This window comes from Streptomyces sp. ISL-98, from assembly GCF_018614055.1.
Taxonomy (GTDB): domain Bacteria; phylum Actinomycetota; class Actinomycetes; order Streptomycetales; family Streptomycetaceae; genus Streptomyces; species Streptomyces spiramyceticus.
This window is the reverse complement of record NZ_JAGGPB010000029.1, coordinates 82578-102141: the sequence shown is the minus strand read 5'-3', so window position 1 is coordinate 102141 and position 19564 is coordinate 82578. Positions and strand designations below refer to the sequence as shown.

21 protein-coding genes are annotated in these 19564 nt (G+C 71.0%); 16 read left to right on the top strand and 5 right to left on the bottom strand.

Annotation, left to right across the window (positions count from 1 at the left end):
• The first annotated feature begins 77 nt into the window (after positions 1–77).
• From J7I98_RS20970 to J7I98_RS20925, 10 genes are all read left to right on the top strand, one after another.
• Positions 78–704, top strand: coding sequence for an NUDIX hydrolase (locus J7I98_RS20970; RefSeq protein WP_214922490.1), 627 nt, complete (start codon positions 78–80; stop codon positions 702–704).
• Positions 705–859: 155 nt separating this feature from the next.
• Positions 860–2899 carry a tetratricopeptide repeat protein gene (locus J7I98_RS20965; RefSeq protein ID WP_214922488.1) on the top strand — a complete coding sequence of 680 codons (2040 nt, stop codon included), beginning with the start codon at positions 860–862 and terminating at the stop codon, positions 2897–2899.
• Positions 2900–3045: 146 nt separating this feature from the next.
• Positions 3046–4161: an alanine dehydrogenase gene (gene ald / locus J7I98_RS20960; RefSeq protein WP_214922557.1), complete on the top strand. Its 1116-nt coding sequence runs from the start codon at positions 3046–3048 to the stop codon at positions 4159–4161.
• A gap of 381 nt (positions 4162–4542) precedes the next feature.
• The gene (locus tag J7I98_RS20955; protein WP_214922486.1) at positions 4543–5664 is read left to right on the top strand and encodes a ParA family protein; all 1122 of its coding nucleotides are present in this window, start codon (positions 4543–4545) and stop codon (positions 5662–5664) included.
• Positions 5661–6275 (top strand): hypothetical protein, encoded by a 615-nt coding sequence (locus J7I98_RS20950; protein ID WP_214922555.1) that lies wholly within the window; start codon positions 5661–5663, stop codon positions 6273–6275. Before J7I98_RS20955 ends, J7I98_RS20950 begins: the two co-directional genes overlap by 4 nt.
• Before the next feature lie 59 nt (positions 6276–6334).
• Positions 6335–7579: a ScpA family protein gene (locus J7I98_RS20945; RefSeq protein WP_214922484.1), complete on the top strand. Its 1245-nt coding sequence runs from the start codon at positions 6335–6337 to the stop codon at positions 7577–7579.
• Positions 7576–8217, top strand: a complete 642-nt coding sequence (gene scpB / locus J7I98_RS20940) for an SMC-Scp complex subunit ScpB (RefSeq protein ID WP_274556632.1) — start codon at positions 7576–7578, stop codon at positions 8215–8217. Before J7I98_RS20945 ends, scpB begins: the two co-directional genes overlap by 4 nt.
• A complete protein-coding gene (locus J7I98_RS20935; protein WP_214922482.1) occupies positions 8217–9500 on the top strand; it encodes a pseudouridine synthase in 1284 nt (427 codons plus the stop codon). Before scpB ends, J7I98_RS20935 begins: the two co-directional genes overlap by 1 nt.
• A gap of 232 nt (positions 9501–9732) precedes the next feature.
• Positions 9733–10470, top strand: coding sequence for an NUDIX domain-containing protein (locus J7I98_RS20930; RefSeq protein ID WP_214922480.1), 738 nt, complete (start codon positions 9733–9735; stop codon positions 10468–10470).
• On the top strand, positions 10467–11468 hold the full coding sequence (locus J7I98_RS20925; RefSeq protein ID WP_214922479.1) for an ADP-ribosylglycohydrolase family protein: 1002 nt from the start codon (positions 10467–10469) through the stop codon (positions 11466–11468). The genes J7I98_RS20930 and J7I98_RS20925 overlap by 4 nt, the downstream gene beginning before the upstream one ends.
• A 54-nt stretch (positions 11469–11522) precedes the next feature.
• Here J7I98_RS20925 and J7I98_RS20920 read toward each other — a convergent pair whose 3' ends face one another.
• The 4 genes from J7I98_RS20920 to J7I98_RS20905 are packed head-to-tail and all read right to left on the bottom strand — an operon-like array spanning position 11523 to position 14026.
• The gene (locus tag J7I98_RS20920) at positions 11523–12224 is read right to left on the bottom strand and encodes a DNA polymerase beta superfamily protein (RefSeq protein WP_214922477.1); all 702 of its coding nucleotides are present in this window, start codon (positions 12222–12224) and stop codon (positions 11523–11525) included.
• 19 nt (positions 12225–12243) lie between these two features.
• A complete protein-coding gene (locus tag J7I98_RS20915) occupies positions 12244–12723 on the bottom strand; it encodes a Rieske (2Fe-2S) protein (protein ID WP_214922475.1) in 480 nt (159 codons plus the stop codon).
• Between the two features lie 10 nt (positions 12724–12733).
• Positions 12734–13330 (bottom strand): DUF6529 family protein, encoded by a 597-nt coding sequence (locus J7I98_RS20910; protein WP_214922473.1) that lies wholly within the window; start codon positions 13328–13330, stop codon positions 12734–12736.
• A gap of 30 nt (positions 13331–13360) precedes the next feature.
• On the bottom strand, positions 13361–14026 hold the full coding sequence (locus J7I98_RS20905) for a hypothetical protein (protein ID WP_214922471.1): 666 nt from the start codon (positions 14024–14026) through the stop codon (positions 13361–13363).
• 241 nt (positions 14027–14267) lie between these two features.
• Here J7I98_RS20905 and J7I98_RS20900 point away from each other — a divergent pair, with 241 nt between their 5' ends.
• From J7I98_RS20900 to der, 6 genes are all read left to right on the top strand, one after another.
• Positions 14268–14654: a hypothetical protein gene (locus tag J7I98_RS20900; RefSeq protein ID WP_214922468.1), complete on the top strand. Its 387-nt coding sequence runs from the start codon at positions 14268–14270 to the stop codon at positions 14652–14654.
• A gap of 110 nt (positions 14655–14764) precedes the next feature.
• Entirely contained in the window at positions 14765–15136 is a 372-nt protein-coding gene (gene aroH / locus J7I98_RS20895; RefSeq protein WP_214922466.1) for a chorismate mutase, read from the top strand.
• Positions 15133–16218 (top strand): prephenate dehydrogenase, encoded by a 1086-nt coding sequence (locus J7I98_RS20890; protein ID WP_214922464.1) that lies wholly within the window; start codon positions 15133–15135, stop codon positions 16216–16218. The genes aroH and J7I98_RS20890 overlap by 4 nt, the downstream gene beginning before the upstream one ends.
• 113 nt (positions 16219–16331) lie before the next feature.
• Complete coding sequence (cmk, locus tag J7I98_RS20885) at positions 16332–17039, top strand: (d)CMP kinase (protein WP_214922462.1); 708 nt, start codon at positions 16332–16334, stop codon at positions 17037–17039.
• A 53-nt stretch (positions 17040–17092) separates the two neighbouring features.
• A complete protein-coding gene (locus J7I98_RS20880; protein ID WP_251020943.1) occupies positions 17093–17680 on the top strand; it encodes a 1-acyl-sn-glycerol-3-phosphate acyltransferase in 588 nt (195 codons plus the stop codon).
• A gap of 67 nt (positions 17681–17747) precedes the next feature.
• Positions 17748–19208, top strand: coding sequence for a ribosome biogenesis GTPase Der (gene der, locus J7I98_RS20875; RefSeq protein WP_214922458.1), 1461 nt, complete (start codon positions 17748–17750; stop codon positions 19206–19208).
• Positions 19209–19220: 12 nt separating this feature from the next.
• Here the strand turns inward: der and J7I98_RS20870 are convergent, their stop codons facing one another.
• Positions 19221–19517, bottom strand: coding sequence for a hypothetical protein (locus tag J7I98_RS20870; RefSeq protein ID WP_251020925.1), 297 nt, complete (start codon positions 19515–19517; stop codon positions 19221–19223).
• Between the last annotated feature and the right edge of the window lie 47 nt (positions 19518–19564).

Here is a 19564-nt window from a genome sequence, read left to right as displayed (position 1 = left end):
GCAGGAGATACGGTTGCCGGGGTACGGCCCTTTGGGGGGGCCGTACCCCGGTTTCTGCTTTTTGGGAGGACGTTTTCATGGCCATCAAGGACACCCCCGAGGAGTGGCAGGTCACCTCGACCGCGACCCCCTTCACGGGCAACAAGACGAGTGTCCGTACGGACGACGTGGTCATGCCCGACGGCAGTGTGGTGAGCCGCGACTACCAGGTCCACCCCGGCTCGGTGGCCGTACTCGCCCTCGACGAGAACGACCGCGTCCTGGTCATCCGTCAGTACCGGCATCCCGTGCGCCACAAGCTCTGGGAGATCCCGGCGGGTCTGCTCGACGTACCCGGCGAGAACCCGCTGGCCGCCGCGCAGCGCGAACTCTACGAAGAGGCGCACGTCAAGGCCGAGGACTGGCGGGTGCTGGCCGACGTCTACCCGACGCCGGGCGGCTGTGACGAGGCTGTGCGGATCTTCTTCGCCCGCGATCTCTCCGCAGTAGAGGGCGAGCGCTTCGTCGTCGAGGAGGAAGAGGCCGACATGGAGCACGCCCGGGTGCCGCTCGCGGAGCTCGTACGGGGCGTGCTGGCGGGCGAGTTGCACAACACCTGCCTGGTCGTGGGCGCCCTCGCGCTCTCCGCCGCACTCGCGGGCGACGGGGTCGACGCGCTGCGTCCGGCCGACGACCCGTGGCCGGCCCGGCCCTTCGACGCGTAGCCGTCACCCCGGAGCGCTCGTCCGAAAATCCGTTGATCCGATCGGGGGATGCGCCCGCCCTGCTCTGCCCGGTTCGTAGCAGAGCGTGAACTACGCTCGAAGCTCCCGACCGCAGTCGCGGCGGGCTTGTGCGCAGGCGGACGGGAGCGTGGCCCGTGACGGATCAGGCGGTGGACACCAGCGGCACGGCTGCGGGTTCCGCGGCAGGGTGGGCGACGGGTGAATTCTTCGGCAGAGAACGCGAGTTGAAGGCGCTGCGGGCCGACATCGAACGGGCGGGACTCGACACCCTCGCCGGCCGCAAGGCGCCAAGGGCCCGCGTGCTGCTGATCGCGGGCCGCCCCGGCTCGGGACGCACCGCCCTCGCCGGGGAACTCGCCGCCGGCCTCGCCGGTGACTACCCCGACGGGATCCTGCACGCCCGGCTCACCGACCCCGGCGGCGAACGCGTCCCCACCGACCGCACCGCCCGCGAGCTGCTCGACGACCTGGGCATCGCGTCCCCGCCGGGAGCCGGTGAGGACGAGCTGTCCGCAATGGTCCGCGACGCACTCGCCGTACGCCGCCAGCTGCTGGTTCTCGACGACGCCGTCGACGCCGAGCAGGTCGACCCGCTGCTGCCCGACAACCCGGACTGCCTGGTCGTCGCCACGGCCCAGGGCCCGCTCACCGGCATCCCCGACGTCCGGCCCTGCACGATCGGGGGTCTGGACACCGCCTCCGCCGTCGCGCTGCTCGGCCGTTCCACGGGAGCGGTCAGGATCACCGTCGACCCCACGGCGGCCCACGCGCTCGCCGAGGAGTGCGGGGGACAGCCCGCGGCACTGACACTGGTCGGCGGGTGGCTCGCGGCCAGGCCCAATGCATCGGTCGCCGATGTGACCAAGAGGCTGCACGACATGCCGGCCGGACCGGAGCAGCCCACGGGCGCCAGGCCGCTGGCCCGCACCTTCCGGTTCGTGTACGAATCCCTCTCGCAGCCCACCGCGCGCATGCTGCGCCTGCTTTCCCTTGCGCCCGCCGGTCTCGTGGACGCGCACACCGCGTCCGCCCTGGCCGGCTGCTCGGTCTCCGGGGCCCAGTCGGCACTGGACGACTTCGCCGCGTTCGGCCTGCTGAGGAGGAAGAGCGGGCGGCAGTACGAGGTGCCCGGCTGCCTCGCGCCCATGATGAAGGCGCTCATGGAGGACCGGGACCGGCCCACCGAGGTCCAGCTGGCCCGGGCCAGGATGCTGGAGCGGACCGTACGCCAGCTCCAGTCCTGCCGGGCGATCACCGACCCCGACGGCTCCCCGGCCCGCAAGAAGCTGGCGGGACTGCCGCGCGCGCTGCGCTTCTCCAATGCCCCGGAGGCCGCCGAGTGGCTGCGGGTCCGGCAGCCCGCGCTGCTCGCCTCCGCCGGTATCGCGGTCGAGGACGGTGACCTGGACACGCTGGCCCGACGCCTGGTGGCCGCGCTGGTGCGGGCACTGGCCGCGCACCGGGGCGCCGAGGCCGCCGCTCCCGATCTGTACGGGCTGCACCGGCTCGTACTGGGCGTGGCCGAGCGGCACGGTCTGCACCGGGAGCAGGCCGCCGCGCTGCTCAATCTTGCCGATCTGGACGCCCGGACCGGACGTATGCAGGAGGCCCTGACCCGATACCGGGCAGCGCTGGACGCCGGCCGGGCGGCCGCCGACCCGTATGCGACCGGTCGTGCGATGGAATCCGTAGGCGGGACCTACCAGGAGATGGGGGACTGGCAGCGCGCCTCCGACTGGTACGGCCGGGCCCTGGAACAGCGGCTCGCGCGCGGTGAACGCGAGGACGCAGCGCGGCTGTACGGGCGGCTCGGGAGCGTGCACACCTATGCGGGCCGGTACGGCGAGGGGCTTCGCCACTGGCGGGCCGCCGCGGCCGGACACCGCAGGCTCGGTGATCTGGCGGGCCACGCAAGGGCGTTGAGCGAAGTGGCCCGTGTGCAGGAGTACGCGGGACGGCCGCACGAATCGCTGCGCACCTGCCAGGAAGCCGTGGAATGCGCGCGGCAGGCGGAGGACGTACGGCTGCAGGGGGCACTGGAGTTGCGGCTCGCGGACACGCTCGACCGGCTGGGCGATCCGGCGGCGGCCCAGGTGCACAGGAGCGCTGCGGAAGCACTCCTGGGAGAGGAGGGTTCAGCCTACGAAATCCGCAGTACTTCGCCGAGAGATTGATGCTTTGTAAGGCTAGACAGCTGGAAATCCTTCATTAGACTGGCTCTGCCGCGTCATGCTGCGGTGTTGCCCGGGTGTGCCGTGCGTACCTGGGTATGTATGGCAATGACCCATTTATTCCCCCTGAGCCAAGGACCGTGATCGACGTGAAGGTCGGCATCCCCCGCGAGGTCAAGAACAACGAGTTCCGGGTGGCCATCACCCCCGCAGGCGTGCACGAGCTGGTGCGCCACGGCCACCAGGTCTTCGTCGAGCAGAACGCCGGCGTCGGATCTTCGATCACGGACGGTGAGTACGTCGCCGCCGGAGCGCAGATCCTTGCCACGGCCGACGAGGTCTGGGCCACCGCTGACCTGCTGCTGAAGGTCAAGGAGCCCATTGCCGAGGAGTACCACCGCCTCCGCAAGGACCAGACGCTTTTCACTTACCTGCACCTCGCCGCGTCCCGCGAGTGCACGGACGCCCTCCTGGAGTCCGGCACCACGGCCATCGCGTACGAGACGGTGGAGACCGCCAACCGCGCGCTGCCGCTGCTCGCCCCGATGTCCGAGGTCGCGGGCCGCCTGGCCCCGCAGGTCGGCGCGTACCACCTGATGCGCTCGGTCGGCGGCCGCGGTGTGCTGCCGGGCGGCGTCCCGGGCACGGCGGCCGGCGAGGCCGTCGTCATCGGCGGCGGCGTCTCCGGCTGGAACGCCACGCAGATCGCCGTCGGCATGGGCTTCCACGTGACCCTGCTCGACCGTGACATCAACAAGCTGCGCGAGGCCGACAAGGTCTTCGGCACCAAGGTGAAGACGATCGTCTCCAACGCCTTCGAGCTGGAGAAGGCCGTCGTCGAGGCGGACCTCGTCATCGGCGCGGTTCTGATCCCCGGCGCAAAGGCGCCGAAGCTGGTCACCAACGAGCTCGTCGCCAAGATGAAGCCCGGAAGTGTCCTTGTCGACATTGCAATCGATCAGGGTGGCTGCTTCGAGGACTCGCACCCGACGACGCACGCCGAGCCGACGTTCAACGTCCACAACTCGGTCTTCTACTGCGTCGCGAACATGCCGGGCGCCGTCCCGAACACCTCGACGTACGCGCTGACGAACGCCACGCTGCCCTACATCGTGGAGCTCGCGAACCGCGGCTGGGTCGAGGCGCTGCGCCGCGACGCGTCGCTCGCAAAGGGCCTCAACACCCATGACGGCCAGGTCGTTTACCGTGAGGTCGCCGAGGCCCACGGTCTGGCGCACCTCGAACTGAGCGCGCTTCTCGGCTGACCCGTCAACCGGCGTCGTCAACCTCACGCAACTGGCCGGACCTTGCCGAGCAAGGTCCGGCCGGATGTGTGTCCGGCCCCTTCCGGGGCCTCGCTCAACTCGCCGCGAACGTAACACTTTAACCGTTTCGCGTACCTGCGAAACGCGCGGTGTCTGCCCCTCATTTGCGTCCGCGCACCCTTGACATCGGGGTGTTCCATTGCCGACACATCGGGCCGGGTCCGGCGGATTGTGTTGCTGCGGACCGGTGACACGCCATAGAGTCGCCAACCGTCGGCATGGTGCCACGCTGACCTATCGATAAGTTTCCTGGTCACGTCCAAGGAGGTAAGACGACTTGTGAATGAGTCGACATTTACTCCCGGGGGTGGTCAACCAGGAATGCCTGCACGGGGCCAGGGCCCATCGGGGCTCGAAGCTGTCGGCTCCGTCGCTGTCCGCACCTTCGCCACCCATCAGCACATGACGACAGCCCACCAGAGCATGGACGGCCTACACGTGAACGCCATGGCCGGCGACAAGAGTGGGGACAAGTCCACCACCCGCTTCGCCGACTTCGACGGGGTGCCCGAGGGGCACTTCTACGATCCCGATGCCGAATACGAGCCCGACCCCGAGTACGCGGCCACCCTCGCCCCCGACGCTGCCCGCCAGCGCCGCGAGCGGATCGGCCCGACCGGACGGCCGCTGCCGTACTTCCCGATCCCGGGCCCGCTGACCGACCACGGCCCCGCGAAGATCATCGCCATGTGCAACCAGAAGGGCGGCGTCGGCAAGACGACGTCGACCATCAACCTGGGTGCGGCTCTCGCGGAGTACGGGCGACGGGTCCTCCTCGTCGACTTCGACCCGCAGGGAGCCCTGTCGGTCGGTCTCGGCGTGAACCCGATGGAGCTCGACCTCACGGTCTACAACCTGCTCATGGAGCGGGGCATGTCGGCCGACGAGGTGCTCCTCAAGACCGCGGTCCCCAACATGGACCTGCTGCCGAGCAATATCGACTTGTCGGCGGCCGAGGTCCAGCTGGTCAGCGAGGTCGCCCGCGAGTCGACACTTCAGCGGGCGCTCAAGCCGCTGCTGGCCGACTACGACTACATCGTGATCGACTGTCAGCCTTCGCTCGGTCTGCTGACCGTGAACGCCCTGACGGCGGCTCACAAGGTCATCGTGCCGCTCGAGTGCGAGTTCTTCGCGCTGCGCGGTGTGGCGCTGCTGACCGAGACGATCGAGAAGGTCCAGGAGCGGCTCAACCCCGACCTGGAGCTCGACGGCATCCTCGCCACGATGTACGACTCCCGTACGGTGCACAGCCGTGAGGTCCTCGCGCGGGTCGTGGAGGCCTTCGACGAGCACGTCTACCACACGGTGATCGGACGTACCGTCCGCTTCCCGGAGACCACGGTCGCCGGTGAGCCGATCACGACGTACGCCTCCAACTCGGTCGGCGCAGCCGCCTATCGTCAGCTCGCCAGGGAGGTGCTCGCCCGGTGTCACGCCGAGTGAGTCTGCCGGGGGCCGACGAGCTGTTCCGCACGACCGGGGGGATGGCGCTGCAGTCCTCCTCTCCGCGACGCCCGCCCGTCAACGGCGACGCGCGCGTGCCGGGTCCGGCGGGGGAGAGCGACCCTGCGGGGGCGGGGCAGTCGGACGGTGCGTCGGCTTCGGGGGGTGCGAGTCCGGATGCTGCTTCCGGATCCGGTTCCGGTTCCCGTCAGGCGGCGGAGCATGCCGCCGCCGACGCGGAAGCCGGGGGGCATCGAACCCGGTCCGCCGACGGTGACCAGGCCGCCGCCAAGGCCCGTGGCCAGCAGGAGGGTCAGCCCTCCCAGCAGCGTCCCGCCGGACAGCCGGCCGGTGCTCAGCCGCGACGGCGCGGCAGCCGTGGGGCGAACCGCCGGCCCAGCGGCCGCGAACGCCACGACGAGAAGATCACGGTCTATGTCTCGGCCGAGGAACTGATGGACCTCGAACACGCGCGGCTCGTGCTGCGCGGTGAGCACGGGCTCGCCGTCGACCGCGGGCGGATCGTCCGCGAAGCGGTCGCGGTCGTCCTCGCGGACCTGGAGTCGCGCGGCGACGCGAGCATTCTCGTACGGCGCCTGCGCGGGCGCTGACCGGCTCGGCGGTAGCCTGCGCGCTGCCCCTGCCCGTCTTTCCCGCACACTGGACCGCGATGCCGCCCACTGACGATCCCGCCCGCCCTGCCGGCGCCCCACGCCGACGCCTGGGGCGCGGGCCGGGCACGGCACGTCGCGCTACGGCGCCGCCGCAGGTGCCGGACGAGGCGGGCCCGGAGGGCCTGGACGCCCCGGTGGCCCCGGAGGCTCTGGACGTTCCTGTCGCGGCGTCGGCCGAGGCGGTGGAGGCCGGGGCGGGCGAGCATTCCCCCACCCCGCCCCTTCCCGGCTCTGACGATATGCGGCCCCGCCGCGCGGGGGGCGAGCCCCCGGACCCCTCGGACACCGGATCCTCCGGAGCGGTGCCGGCGCCGGCACCGGACCTGGACCCCCTGGCCGTCGGCTCCTCCGGAGCGGCGCCTGTACCGGATCCGGCCCCCCGGTTCGCCGGGTCCTTCGGTGCGGCGGTCGTGGGCCGTCCGGATGCGACTTCGGCCGCGCCAGTCGGTGACGGGCGGTTCACCGTTCGGCTGGTGAACTTCGAGGGGCCCTTCGATCTGCTGCTTCAGCTCATCTCGAAGCACAAGCTCGACGTCACCGAGGTCGCCCTGTCCAAGGTCACCGACGAGTTCATGGCGCACATCCGCGCCATGGGGCCCGACTGGGATCTTGATCAGACCACCGAGTTCCTCGTCGTGGCCGCCACCCTCCTCGACCTCAAGGCCGCCCGGCTGCTGCCCGCCGCCGAGGTGGAGGACGAGGGGGACCTCGCGCTGCTGGAGGCGCGGGACCTGCTGTTCGCACGGCTGCTCCAGTACCGCGCGTACAAGCAGATCGCCGACATCTTCAGCAGGCGGCTCGACGCCGAAGCGCGGCGGTATCCGCGTACCGTAGGGCTCGAAGCGCACCACGCCGCCCTGCTCCCCGAGGTCGTCATCAGCATCGGCCCGGACGGCTTCGCCAAGCTCGCCGTGAAGGCGATGCAGCCCAGGGCCGAGCCGCAGGTGTACGTCGACCACATCCATGCGCCTCTCGTGTCCGTACGGGAGCAGGCAGAGGTGGTCGTGGCGCGGCTGCGGGAGATGGGCGAGGCGAGTTTCCAGGTGCTCACCGAGGATGCCGCCGACACCCTGACCGTTGTCGCGCGGTTCCTGGCACTGCTTGAGCTCTATCGCGAGAAGGTCGTCAGCCTGGACCAGGAGCAGGCCCTGGGTGAGCTCATGGTGCGGTGGACCGGCGGCGAGGCGGCGGAGCCCGTCGTCACAGACGAGTTCGATCAACCGGTGGAGGAGACAGCGTGAGCGAGCCCGTGAGCGAGCCCCTTGCGGTCGCAGATCTCGGCCTCAGACCCGCCCTGGAGGCGGTCCTCATGGTCGTCGACGAGCCCGCCACCGAAGAACACCTCGCCAAGGTGCTGGAGCGGCCCCGCAGGGCCGTCGCCGATGCCCTGCGCGAGCTGGCCGACGAGTACGCCGTACAGGGGCGAGGGTTCGAGCTGCGGCTGGTGGCCGGGGGGTGGCGGTTCTATTCGCGGGCGGAGTACGCCGCGGCCGTCGAGAGCTTCGTACTCGACGGGCAGCAGGCCCGGCTCACCCAGGCCGCTCTGGAGACGCTCGCGGTCGTCGCGTACCGCCAGCCGGTGAGCCGATCGCGGGTGTCGGCCGTGCGCGGGGTGAACTGCGACGGCGTGATGCGGACCCTCCTCCAGCGCGGTCTGGTAGGGGAGGCGGGCACGGAACCCGAAACAGGTGCGATCCTGTACAGGACGACGAACTACTTTCTGGAGCGGATGGGCCTGCGTGGCCTGGACGAGCTCCCTGAGCTCGCGCCATTCCTCCCAGAGGCGGACGCGATCGAGGCTGAGACGCAAGAGGGTGTGCCGTCGTTCGATCCGGACGCCCCGGACACCGACGCAGACGACGACAAGACGGAATTTTGATGCGAAGCAGCAGCGGCAGGAACAGCGGCAGGAACAGCGGAAGCGGCAACGACCGGAACCAGCGGGGCATGGGCAAGGGGCGCGACGACAAGCAGCGCTCCGAGCGTCCGGACCGTCCCCGTCCGGAGGAGCGCCGTTACGACGTCGGCCGTGACGCCCCCGGCGCCCGCGACGGCAGTGGCGCGGGCGCGGGACGCGGCGGCAGCGGCGCCGGTCGTGGTGGCAGCGGCGCCGGTCGCGGCGGCGCCGGTGCAGGTCGTGGTGGCAGCGGTGCAGGTCGTGGTGGCAGCGGTGCAGGTCGTGGTGGCAGCGGCGCTGGGCGTGGTGGCAGCGGCGCCGGAGGTGCCTCGGGCGCCGGCAGCCGTGGTGCGTCCGCACGCGGTGGCGCCAAGGGCGGCCCCAAGGCCCCGCAGGGCGGCTTCAGGACCCCCGGTCTGCGCCGTGGCCCGCAGAGCGCCCCTTCCCGGCCGCGCGAGCTCGACGCCAAGCTCGAGGAGCGCGTACGCGAGCGGCACAGCAAGCCGCAGGTGAAGACGCCCAAGACGTTCCCCGGTGCCGAGCAGGAGGGTGAGCGCCTGCAGAAGGTCCTCGCCCGCGCCGGCATGGGCTCGCGGCGTGCCTGCGAGGAGCTCATCGAGCAGGCCCGGGTCGAGGTCAACGGCGAGATCGTGACCGAGCAGGGCCGCCGCGTCGACGTGCACAAGGACGAGGTCAAGGTCGACGGCCTGACGGTCGCCACCCAGTCGCACCTCTTCTTCGCGCTCAACAAGCCGGCCGGCGTCGTCGCCACGATGGGCGACCCGGACGGCCGCCAGAACCTCAACGACTACGTCAACAACCGTGAGACGCGTCTCTTCCACGTGGGCCGGCTGGACACCGAGACCGAGGGCATCATCCTGCTCACCAACCACGGCGAGCTGGCCCACCGTCTCACCCACCCGAAGTACGGCGTGAAGAAGACCTACCTCGCCGCCATCCAGGGACCGCTCCCGCGCGACCTGGGCAAGCGGCTAAAGGACGGCATCGCGCTGGAGGACGGGTACGCCCGCGCCGACCACTTCCGGGTCGTCGAGAACACCGGCAAGAACTACCTGGTCGAGGTGACCCTCCACGAGGGCCGCAAGCACATCGTCCGCCGCATGCTGGCCGAGGCCGGCTTCCCGGTCGAGCGGCTCGTGCGGACGTCCTTCGGGCCGATCCCGCTGGGTGACCAGAAGTCCGGCTGGCTGCGCCGCCTCACCAACACCGAGGTCGGCATGCTGATGAAGGAAGTCGGCCTGTAGCCGTCACCCCTCTGCTAAGCCCCCGGCCGGTTCCTGTACGTACAGGAACCGGCCGGGGGCTTTCTCGCTTGTGGTGCGGGCGCCTCTGCATTTATAGTCATGGTGACCATTAAGGGGGCGGTGGGCGCCTCCCTACGACTGGTGGACCTGGACCCACGGGGGTGGATCAGGATCCGTGAGCCGGTCGGGGGCGCCCCGGACCGCCTTGCGAGCTGAATCGAGGTGAGTCCCCGTGAACGCCCCGCAGCCACCCGATGGTTACGACCCCAGCGCCTTCGAGCCCTTCGCCGTCACCGTCGATCTCGCCGTCTTCACCGTCAGGGAAGGCCGCCTGCACGTCCTGCTGATCCGGCGCGGGCAGGCCCCCTACGCCGGGGCGTGGGCGCTGCCCGGCGGCTTCGTACTGCCCCGGGAGTCCGCGGAGCTGGCCGCCCGGCGCGAACTGGCGGAGGAGACCGGCCTGTCCGACGAGTCCGCCGCCGCCCTCCACCTGGAACAGCTCCGTACGTACAGCGAACCGGACCGCGACCCGCGCATGCGCGTCGTCTCCGTCGCGTACGCCGCGCTCGTACCCGACCTGCCGGAGCCGCGCGGCGGCGGCGACGCGGTGCACGCGCAGTGGATGCCCGCCGACGCGCCGCTGGAACTCGCTTTCGACCATGCGCGGATTCTCGCCGACGCGCGCGAACGCATCGGCGCCAAGCTCGAATACACCTGTCTGGCCACGGCCTTCTGCCCGCCCGAATTCACGCTCGGGGAGCTCCAGCAGGTGTACGAGACGGTGTGGGGCGTCGAGCTCGACCGGCCCAATTTCCGGCGCAAGGTGCTCGCCTCGCCCGGCTTCGTGGAGCCGGTGGAAGGGGCGCCCCGGCGTACGGGAGGGCGGGGAAAACCCGCCGCCCTCTACCGGGCGGGAAACGCCGCCACTCTGCACCCACCACTTCTGCGCCCGGAAGGACGATCCGTATGAAGCAGGCAGCGACCGGTTCTCTGACGGGACTCGCGCTCGGGGACGCGCTGGGCTTCCCGACCGAGTTCAACGACGTACCTTCGATTCTCGCCAAGTGCGGGCCGTGGCGGGAGATGGGGCTGCCGAGGCCCGCGATCGTCACGGACGACACACAGATGACGCTCGCCCTGGGGCGGGGGATACGCGAGACGTCCGACCGGGGTGTGGTGGAGCCGCAGCGGCTCGCGCAGTCGGTGCGCAAGGAGTTCGTCGCCTGGTATCACTCGCCCGACAACAACCGGGCGCCGGGAAACACCTGCCTCGTCGCCTGCGAGTTGCTGGACAGCGACCGGCCCTGGCAGCAGGCCAGTCAGGTCGGCTCTAAGGGATGCGGCGCCAATATGCGGGTCGCACCGGTCGGGCTCGTACCGGGACTGAGCGAGGAACAGCGCGCCGGGGCCGCGCAGTTGCAGGCCGGGCTCACCCACGGGCATCCGACGGCGCTGGCGGCGAGCGATCTGACGGCCCACGCCGTGTATCTGCTCGCGCAGGGGGCGGAGCCGACCGGTCTGGTCGGGCTGCTCCGCTCGTACGCGTACGAGAACCGCACGCGCTACCACAAGCGCTGGCTCGGCGATCTGTGGACGTACGCCCACGACGCTTCGCCGGAGGACTTCATGGCGCGCGGCTGGGACGAGTGCCTGGCCGTACTGGAACGGCTCGCCTCGGCGCTGCGCAGTCCTTCGCCGGAGACCGATCCGTGCCTGGCGACCGGTGACGGCTGGATCGCCGAAGAGGCGCTGGCCACGGCGCTGCTCTGCTTCCTGCTCTTCCCGGAGGAGCCGCTCACCGCGCTGCGCCGGGCCGCCTGCACGAAGGGCGACTCGGACTCGATCGCCTGCCTGGCGGGGGCGTTCGCGGGGGCGCACCTGGGTGCGGGAGTGTGGCCGGCCCAGTGGGCCGAGCGCATCGAGTACCGGAGCGAGCTGCTGACGCTCGGGGCGCTCTGGGACGCCTGAGCTCGGGTGCCTGATACGTCCTGGAGGGGCGCTCGGAAGGCCTCCAGGAGGCTCTCAGCGGACCGACGCGCGCCTCGTACGGGTCAGGAAGTCCTCCACCCGTGCCCGGTCCGGCTCCGGCTGCAGGGGGCTCTTCGCCTCGGCCGCTTCGGCCTCCGCCGCGAGGCGGTCCATCCTGCGCTCGACCTCGGGCCACTTCACCTCGCCGCGCTTGACGGCGAGCAGCGGCTCGCGGTCCTCGCCGACGTCGGTCACCAGCTCGCCCGTACGCAACAGATCGCGGCAGCTGCCGAGCAGCCGCAGCAGATGCATGGCGTGTTTCCAGCGCGGGGCGCCGTACTGCCGGATGTCGGCTTCGAGCTTCCTGCGCTGGCTTGTCGCGTAACCGGTGAACGTCTGGTGGACCTGGCGGGACAGGAACGCCTCGCGCAGGGCGAGGAGTTCGCGGCCGGTGTCGTCGATGTGCTCGACCAGCGGGGAGTGCAGGCACTCCAGGGCATTGGGGTTGGCGCGCAGAGCCAGCTCGCAGAAGCGCTCAAGTTCCCAGGAGAACTGCTCGTCAGCAGGCCCGTCGACATGGGTCGGGGGCTTGTCGAAGCGCCAGTACAGCGCGGTCGGCGCGAGGAAGATGCCGCGGCGGTCGGTGTCGCTGCCGTTCGTCGCCAGCCCGAAGGCGCGCGAGCCCATCACACAGGAGTAGACGGTGTGGTGGCGTACGAGATCTTCGGGCGTCGGCAGGACGGCGGGCTGGGTCATGCGCCGGATTGTGCCGCAGTCAGGTGAGCCGGATCGAATTACTTTCCACGGTGATCTGCCGTGCGGGGAGCGGCTTCGTGGCCGGGCCGTTCTCGACCGAGGCGTCGGCGACGCGGTACTTGCTGCCGTGGCAGGCGCAGTTGATGGTGCCGTCCTCGACGCTGCTCACCGTGCACCCCTGGTGGGTGCAGACCGCGGAGAAGGCCTTGAAGGTGCCCGCCTCCGGCTGGGTCACCACCACCTTCTCGCCCTCGAAGATCTTGCCGCCGCCGACCGGGATGTCGGCGGTCTTCGCCAGTTCCTTGCCGTCGGCGGGCGGTTCCCCGGCCGTCGGTGACGATCCGTCGGGCGACTCGGCGGGCGGCGACGCGGAAGGTGCGGGCTCCTCGGCGCCGTCGCCGCTCTCGTCGCCGTACTCGCTGCACCCCGCCACCAGGGCGGCGCCCGCAGCGGCGGCTCCTGCCGACAGGACCGCCCGGCGGCTCGTACCCATGCCCATCACGTGCTCCTCACGTCGTCACACCGAAGGTGCGGAAGAACCAGAGCGCCGAGGTCAGCCAGACCACGGTGAGGATGGTGAAGACGAGCCCGCCGACCATCGGCAGCAGCCAGCCCGGCAGTCGCTCGGCGCGAAGCAGGAGCATCTTCGCGCTGAACGCTCCGAAGAAGAAGCACCCGAGAAGCGAATGCCACATGACGCGGCTGTCGTACGTCTGATAGCCCAATCCGTAGAGGCAGTGGACGGCGACAGGCACAGCGAGGAGGAAGGCGGCCCGCCCCGACCAGCGGTGCACGGCGGGTGTCCAGGACGGGGCCCTTACGCCCGGCAGGCGGCCGTACATCGCCAGGGCCGAGAGGAGTTGGACGACCGCGAAGGCGATCGCGGCGGTGGCCAGCCAGGACTTGACCGCGCCCGTACTGCTGAAACCGGCCAGGTTGAACGCCGTACCGGCAGGGTCGTGGACCTTCCCGTACGCGCCGAGGCCGACCGCGACGGCGCCCGCGACCAGGGCGGGCACCAGGTAACGGGCCGGGCCGGGGCGGCCGTGGCGGCCGTTCGGCTGGGCGGGGAAGGATGCGGTCGGGGCCGTGGGGTCCACGTTCATGACGGACACACTCCCTGGTGGAATCGGGCGTCAGGGGACGACAGGGAGGGCGGTGAGCCCGGTCCCGTCGACGGTCACGGCACCGGTGGCCGGGTCGATTTCGGGGGCGGCGGCCGGCTTGCCGTCGCGGTTGAGGATGCCGACCTGCCTGCCGTTCTGGAGGACGATCCAGCCGCCGTCGATGTCGGCGCCGCGCACCTCGGCCGTCGCGCGGTAGAGGCCCGACGGCTTGACGGCCTTGCGGGCGGTGAACGTCCACTTCCGCTTGCGGATGTCGACCGTGCCGTCGATCTTTCCGGCGCGCAGAGTGCCGTCGAGCTCGGAGCCGCCCTTGCCGGTCAGCCGCATCGTGCCGTCGTCCTCGACGCTGCCGCGCAGCCAGGACTCCTGGTCGCGGCCGTCGCAGAAGTACGCGACCGCCTTGCCGTCGCGTACGGACACGGAGACGGCGGCGGTGTCGTCGTCCGTACGGCCCGCGTAGTCGGCATTGGGCGGCGGGGACGGCTTCGACTCGGGCTCGGGTTTCGGCTTCGGGGATGGCGTCGCGTCCGGTGTTCCGGTCGGCGAGGGCGTGGCGGCGGGCTGATCGCCGCCGTAGGACGCGCCTTTGGTGCCCGTCGTGGCGTTGAGCGACAGCATGAAGAGGGCGAGAAGCAGCCCCGCGAGGAGTGTGTAGAGGGGACCGGAGCGCTTCATTGCGGGCCTCCCCAAGGCGCTGAACCGGGCTTCCCCATGCAAGCGGACCGGTGCAGCCGCGTCCATAGTCCGTGCGAGTAGTCCCGGGACTTCCTCTGTACGGATGTCCAGGAGATCTGGGGAAGGTGTGTGGCATTGCGCGGGCGGACGGTGTTCGCCACGACGGAAGAGTTTTCACGCGAGAGATCTGCGTGATCGCGGCCGGTCTGTATGGGGCGGCGACGATCTGCACACCCTCGCGGTGGACGCCTGCGCCGGCCTGGCGCGCGATGCTGTCGAGGCGCTGCACGCGTGGGAGACGCTGCCGGGCCCCGACCGGCCGCCCGGGGCCTCGACGACCTGCTGGACTCGGTGCGCACGCGGGCTGCCGTATACCGGGTTGCGGCCGGGCAGCGGCGGCCCGCTCGGTGAGCTGCTGCACGACGAACTCATGAGCCGCAGCCTCGCGGAACGGCGCCGCAGACGGCCGGGCGGCGGCGACGCCGACGAAGCGGTGGCCAGTGCGGTCGCCGGACTGGTCACCGGCGTGCTCGCCGACTGGGTGCACGGGCGGGTCACCCGAACACCGGCCGAGGTCTCCATGCGCGTCTGGCGGATGCTCGTCGCGCTGCACGCATCCCACCGGTAGGTGTCTCGGTGGGAGTCTCGGGTGCGGAGCTTGCCGAGGCCCGGGCCGCCCCGCCCAACTACGCTGAATCAAGCAGGCGCCGAGCAGGTACGTAAACGAGGAGCAGGTCCGTGGCAGGACGAGCAGTACGAGCAGTCCGTGGGGCCGTCCAGCTGGAGCGGGACGAGGCCGGACACATGGAGGAGCAGGTCAGCGAGCTGCTCACCGCCATGCTGGAGCGCAACGGGCTCACCCCCGACGACCTCATCAGCATCTGGTTCACGGCCACCCCCGACCTCCACAGCGACTTCCCGGCCGCGGCCGCCCGCAAGCTCGGAATAGTCGACGTCCCGCTGATCTGCGCCCAGGAGCTGGACATCGCGGGCGCCATGCCGCGCGTCGTACGGATACTCGCGCACGTCGAGTCCGACCTCCCCAAGTCCGGGATCTCGCACGTCTACCTCGGCGCTGCCGCCGCTCTCCGCAAGGACATCGCCCAGTGAGAACCGCACTCGTCATCGGAACCGGCCTGATCGGCACCTCGGCGGCGCTTGTCCTGACCGGGCGGGGCGTCACCGTTCACCTCGTCGACAACGACCCGGGACAGGCCCGCACCGCCGCCGCGCTCGGCGCCGGCAGCGACGAGGCGCCCGAGGGCCCCGTCGATCTCGCGATCGTCGCCGTACCGCCGGCGCACGTGGCCGAGACGCTCGCCGACGCCATGCGCCGCGGCGTCGCCCGCGCGTACATCGACGTCGCCAGCGTCAAGGGCGGGCCGCGCCGCGAGCTGGAGGCTCTGGGGTGCGACCTCACGCCGTACATCGGTACGCACCCCATGGCCGGCAAGGAGCGTTCGGGCCCGCTTGCGGCGACCGCCGACCTCTTCGAGGGCCGCCCCTGGGTCCTCACCCCGACCCGCGACACCGACACCGAGGTCCTCAACCTCGCCCTGGAACTGGTCGCCCTGTGCGGCGCCGTACCGGTCGTCATGGACGCGGACGCACACGACCGCGCTGTGGCACTTGTCTCGCACACACCGCAGCTCGTCTCGTCGATGGTCGCCGCGCGGCTGGAGGACGCCGACGAGACCGCGGTACGGCTGTGCGGCCAGGGCATCAGGGACGTCACCCGGATCGCCGCCTCCGACCCCCGCATGTGGGTCGAGATCCTCTCCGCGAACCCGGGCCCCGTCGCGGACGTCCTCGCCGGGGTTGCGGCGGACCTGGACGAGACGGTCCAGGCGCTGCGGTCGCTCCAGTCCGCAGACGAGGAAAAGCGGCGGGGCGGCGCGGACGGCATCGAAGACGTCCTGCGGCGCGGAAACGCGGGGCGTGTACGGGTGCCGGGCAAGCACGGGGCCGCCCCGACGACGTACGAGATCGTGGCCGTCCTCATCAGCGACCGTCCCGGCGAGCTGGCCCGGATCTTCGCGGACGCGGGGCGTGCGGGCGTCAACATCGAGGACGTACGCATCGAGCACGCGACAGGGCAGCAGGCGGGCCTGGTCCAGCTGATGGTGGAGCCGGCGACAGCACCGGTGCTCAGCGCGGCGCTGCGGGAGCTGGGCTGGTCGATCCGCCAGTAGCCGACGGCCGTTTTTCCCCGGAATACGGGGGCGTCGAGGAGGGTGGCTGGGACTCGGTAACCTTGTGTGGGGCCCGTCGGGCCCCCATCCGCCCCAGCCCGTGTACCAGGAAGGTGTCCTACACCGTGGAAACCGCCGCCCGGACCGCCCCGGCAGCAGTGATTGTCGCCATCGACGGCCCCTCCGGCACGGGCAAGTCCAGCACGTCCAAGGCCGTCGCCGACAAGCTCGGCCTGAGCTACCTGGACACCGGCGCCCAGTACCGGGCGATCACCTGGTGGATGCTGAGCAACGGCATCGACGTCAACGACGCCGCCGCCGTCGCGAACGCCGCCGCCAAGCCCGTGATCGTCTCCGGCACCGACCCGGCCGCTCCGACCATAACGGTGGACGGAGTCGACGCCTCTGGGCCGATCCGTACGCAGGAGGTCACCTCCAAGGTGAGCGCCGTCAGCGCCGTGCCCGAGGTGCGTACGCTCATCACCGAGCTCCAGCGTTCCATCGCGAAGAGCGCCGAGGCCGGCATCGTCGTGGAGGGGCGCGACATCGGTACGACCGTCCTGCCGGACGCGGACCTCAAGATCTTCCTGACGGCTTCGCCCGAGGCCCGCGCCGCCCGCCGCAGCGGTGAGCTGAAGGGCGCCGACGTCAGCGCGACCAGGGAAGCCCTGATCAAGCGTGACGCGGCCGACTCCAACCGCAAGACCTCGCCGCTCGCCAAGGCGGACGACGCGGTCGAGGTGGACACCACCGAGCTGACGCTGCAGCAGGTCATCGAGTGCGTCGTTACCCTTGTCGAGGAGAAGCGGGTCACGAAGTGACCGCACCGACCTTGCGCGGTGCGGCGGTCGGACGGGGCATCGGCATCGGGCTGATGTACGGGCTCTGGAAGCCCCGTGTGCTGGGTGCGTGGCGGGTGCCCGCGAGTGGTCCGGTGATCCTGGCCGTGAATCACTCGCACATGATCGACGGGCCCATGCTGATGGGGACCGCCCCTCGGCCGGTGCATTTCCTGATCAAGAAAGAGGCGTTCGTCGGCCCCCTCGACCCGTTCCTGCGGGGAATCGGGCAGCTGAAGGTGGACCGTACGACCGCCGACCGTACGGCGATTTCGAACGCACTGGGTGTGCTGGCGGACGGCGGAGTGCTCGGGATCTTCCCCGAGGGCACCAGGGGCGAAGGCGACTTCGCCTCGCTGCGGGCCGGGCTCTCGTACTTCGCCGTACGCAGTGGCGCACCGATCGTGCCTGTGGCGGTGCTGGGAAGTACGGACCGCCGCGGGCGGCTGATATCGGGGCTGCCGCCACTGCGCAGCCGCGTGGACGTCGTGTTCGGGGACCCGTTCGAGGCGGGCGACGGCAGCGGACGGCGCACCCGCAAGGCGCTGGACGAGGCCACCGTGCGTATCCAGGGGCGGCTGACCGCCCACCTGGAAGGTGCCAGGCGCTTCACCGGGCGCTGAGCGAGACTTGAGTAGTGGATCCCGCGCATCGCGGCGGTCCATCGATGATGAACGAGGAACGGACTTCATGAACGACCAGATTCACTCCGGCGACGAGCACGGAGCACTTGGCGACGCCGAGTACGCGGAGTTCATGGAGCTCGCCGCGATGGAGGGCTTCGACGCGGAGGAAGTGGAGGGCGCGATCGGCGAGGCCGGTCACGGCCCGCTGCCGGTCCTCGCCGTCGTAGGCCGCCCCAATGTCGGCAAGTCGACCCTGGTGAACCGCATCATCGGCCGCCGCGAGGCCGTCGTCGAGGACAAGCCCGGCGTCACCCGTGACCGCGTCACCTACGAGGCCGAGTGGGCGGGCCGCCGCTTCAAGGTCGTCGACACCGGCGGCTGGGAGCAGGACGTCCTCGGCATCGACGCTTCCGTCGCCGCCCAGGCCGAGTACGCGATCGAGGCCGCCGACGCGGTCGTCTTCGTCGTCGACTCGACGGTCGGCGCGACCGACACCGACGAGGCCGTCGTCAAGCTGCTCCGCCGGGCCGGCAAGCCCGTCGTGCTCTGCGCCAACAAGGTCGACGGCCAGAGCGGCGAGGCCGACGCGACCGCGCTGTGGTCGCTGGGCCTCGGCATGCCGCACCCCGTCTCCTCGCTGCACGGCCGCGGCACCGGCGACATGCTGGACGCCGTCCTGGAGGCCCTGCCCGAGGCGCCGGCCCAGACCTTCGGCCAGGCCATCGGCGGCCCGCGCCGCATCGCGCTCATCGGCCGCCCGAACGTCGGCAAGTCCTCGCTGCTCAACAAGGTGGCGAACGAGGACCGCGTCGTCGTCAACGAGATGGCCGGCACCACCCGCGACCCGGTCGACGAGCTGATCGAACTCGGCGGCATCACCTGGAAGTTCATCGACACGGCCGGCATCCGCCGCCGCGTCCACCTCCAGGAGGGCGCGGACTACTACGCCTCGCTGCGCACCGCGGCCGCTGTCGAGAAGGCCGAGGTCGCGGTCGTACTGATCGACGCCAGCGAGTCCATCAGCGTCCAGGACCAGCGGATCATCACGATGGCCGTCGAGGCGGGCCGCGCGATGGTCATCGCGTACAACAAGTGGGACACGCTCGACGAGGAGCGCCGCTACTACCTCGAGCGCGAGATCGAGACCGAGCTGGCCCAGGTCGCGTGGGCGCCCCGGGTGAACGTCTCGGCGCAGACCGGTCGCCACATGGAGAAGCTGGTTCCGGCGATCGAGACCGCGCTGGAGGGCTGGGAGACCCGCATCCCGACCGGCAGGCTCAATGCCTTCCTGGGCGAGATCGTCGCCTCCCACCCGCACCCGGTCCGCGGCGGCAAGCAGCCCCGCATCCTCTTCGGGACGCAGGCGGGAACCAAGCCGCCGCGGTTCGTGCTCTTCGCCTCGGGCTTCCTGGAGGCCGGCTACCGGCGCTTCGTCGAGCGCCGGCTGCGTGAGGAGTTCGGCTTCGAGGGCACGCCGATCCACATCTCGGTGCGGGTGCGCGAGAAGCGCGGCCGCAACAAGTGACGAAGTAGCGGGTCACATCCCCCGACGAGGGGCGGGCGGCAGCGCTGCCGGGAAGAGATTCCCGGTGTGCTGCCGCCCATTGCTGTGCCAGAAGCCGCTGTGACCGGTGTGCCCGCCGTGCCCTCCCTGGCCGGGGCCCTGGCTGCGGCTCGTCCCCGCCCCGAAGGCCCTGAACCCCAGATCCTCCTCGCCGCTGCGGTCGCCGGGCAGGGTCCGGAAGGACCTGCGGTACTCGGAGTACAGGGCGTCGTAGATGGGGGTGTGCGAGTGCGAGTGGTGGTCGGCCTGGGCGTCCCGCGAGGGGCGCATCGCAGGGATCTGGGGCTGGTACGACTGATGGCGGGAGGGGTCATATG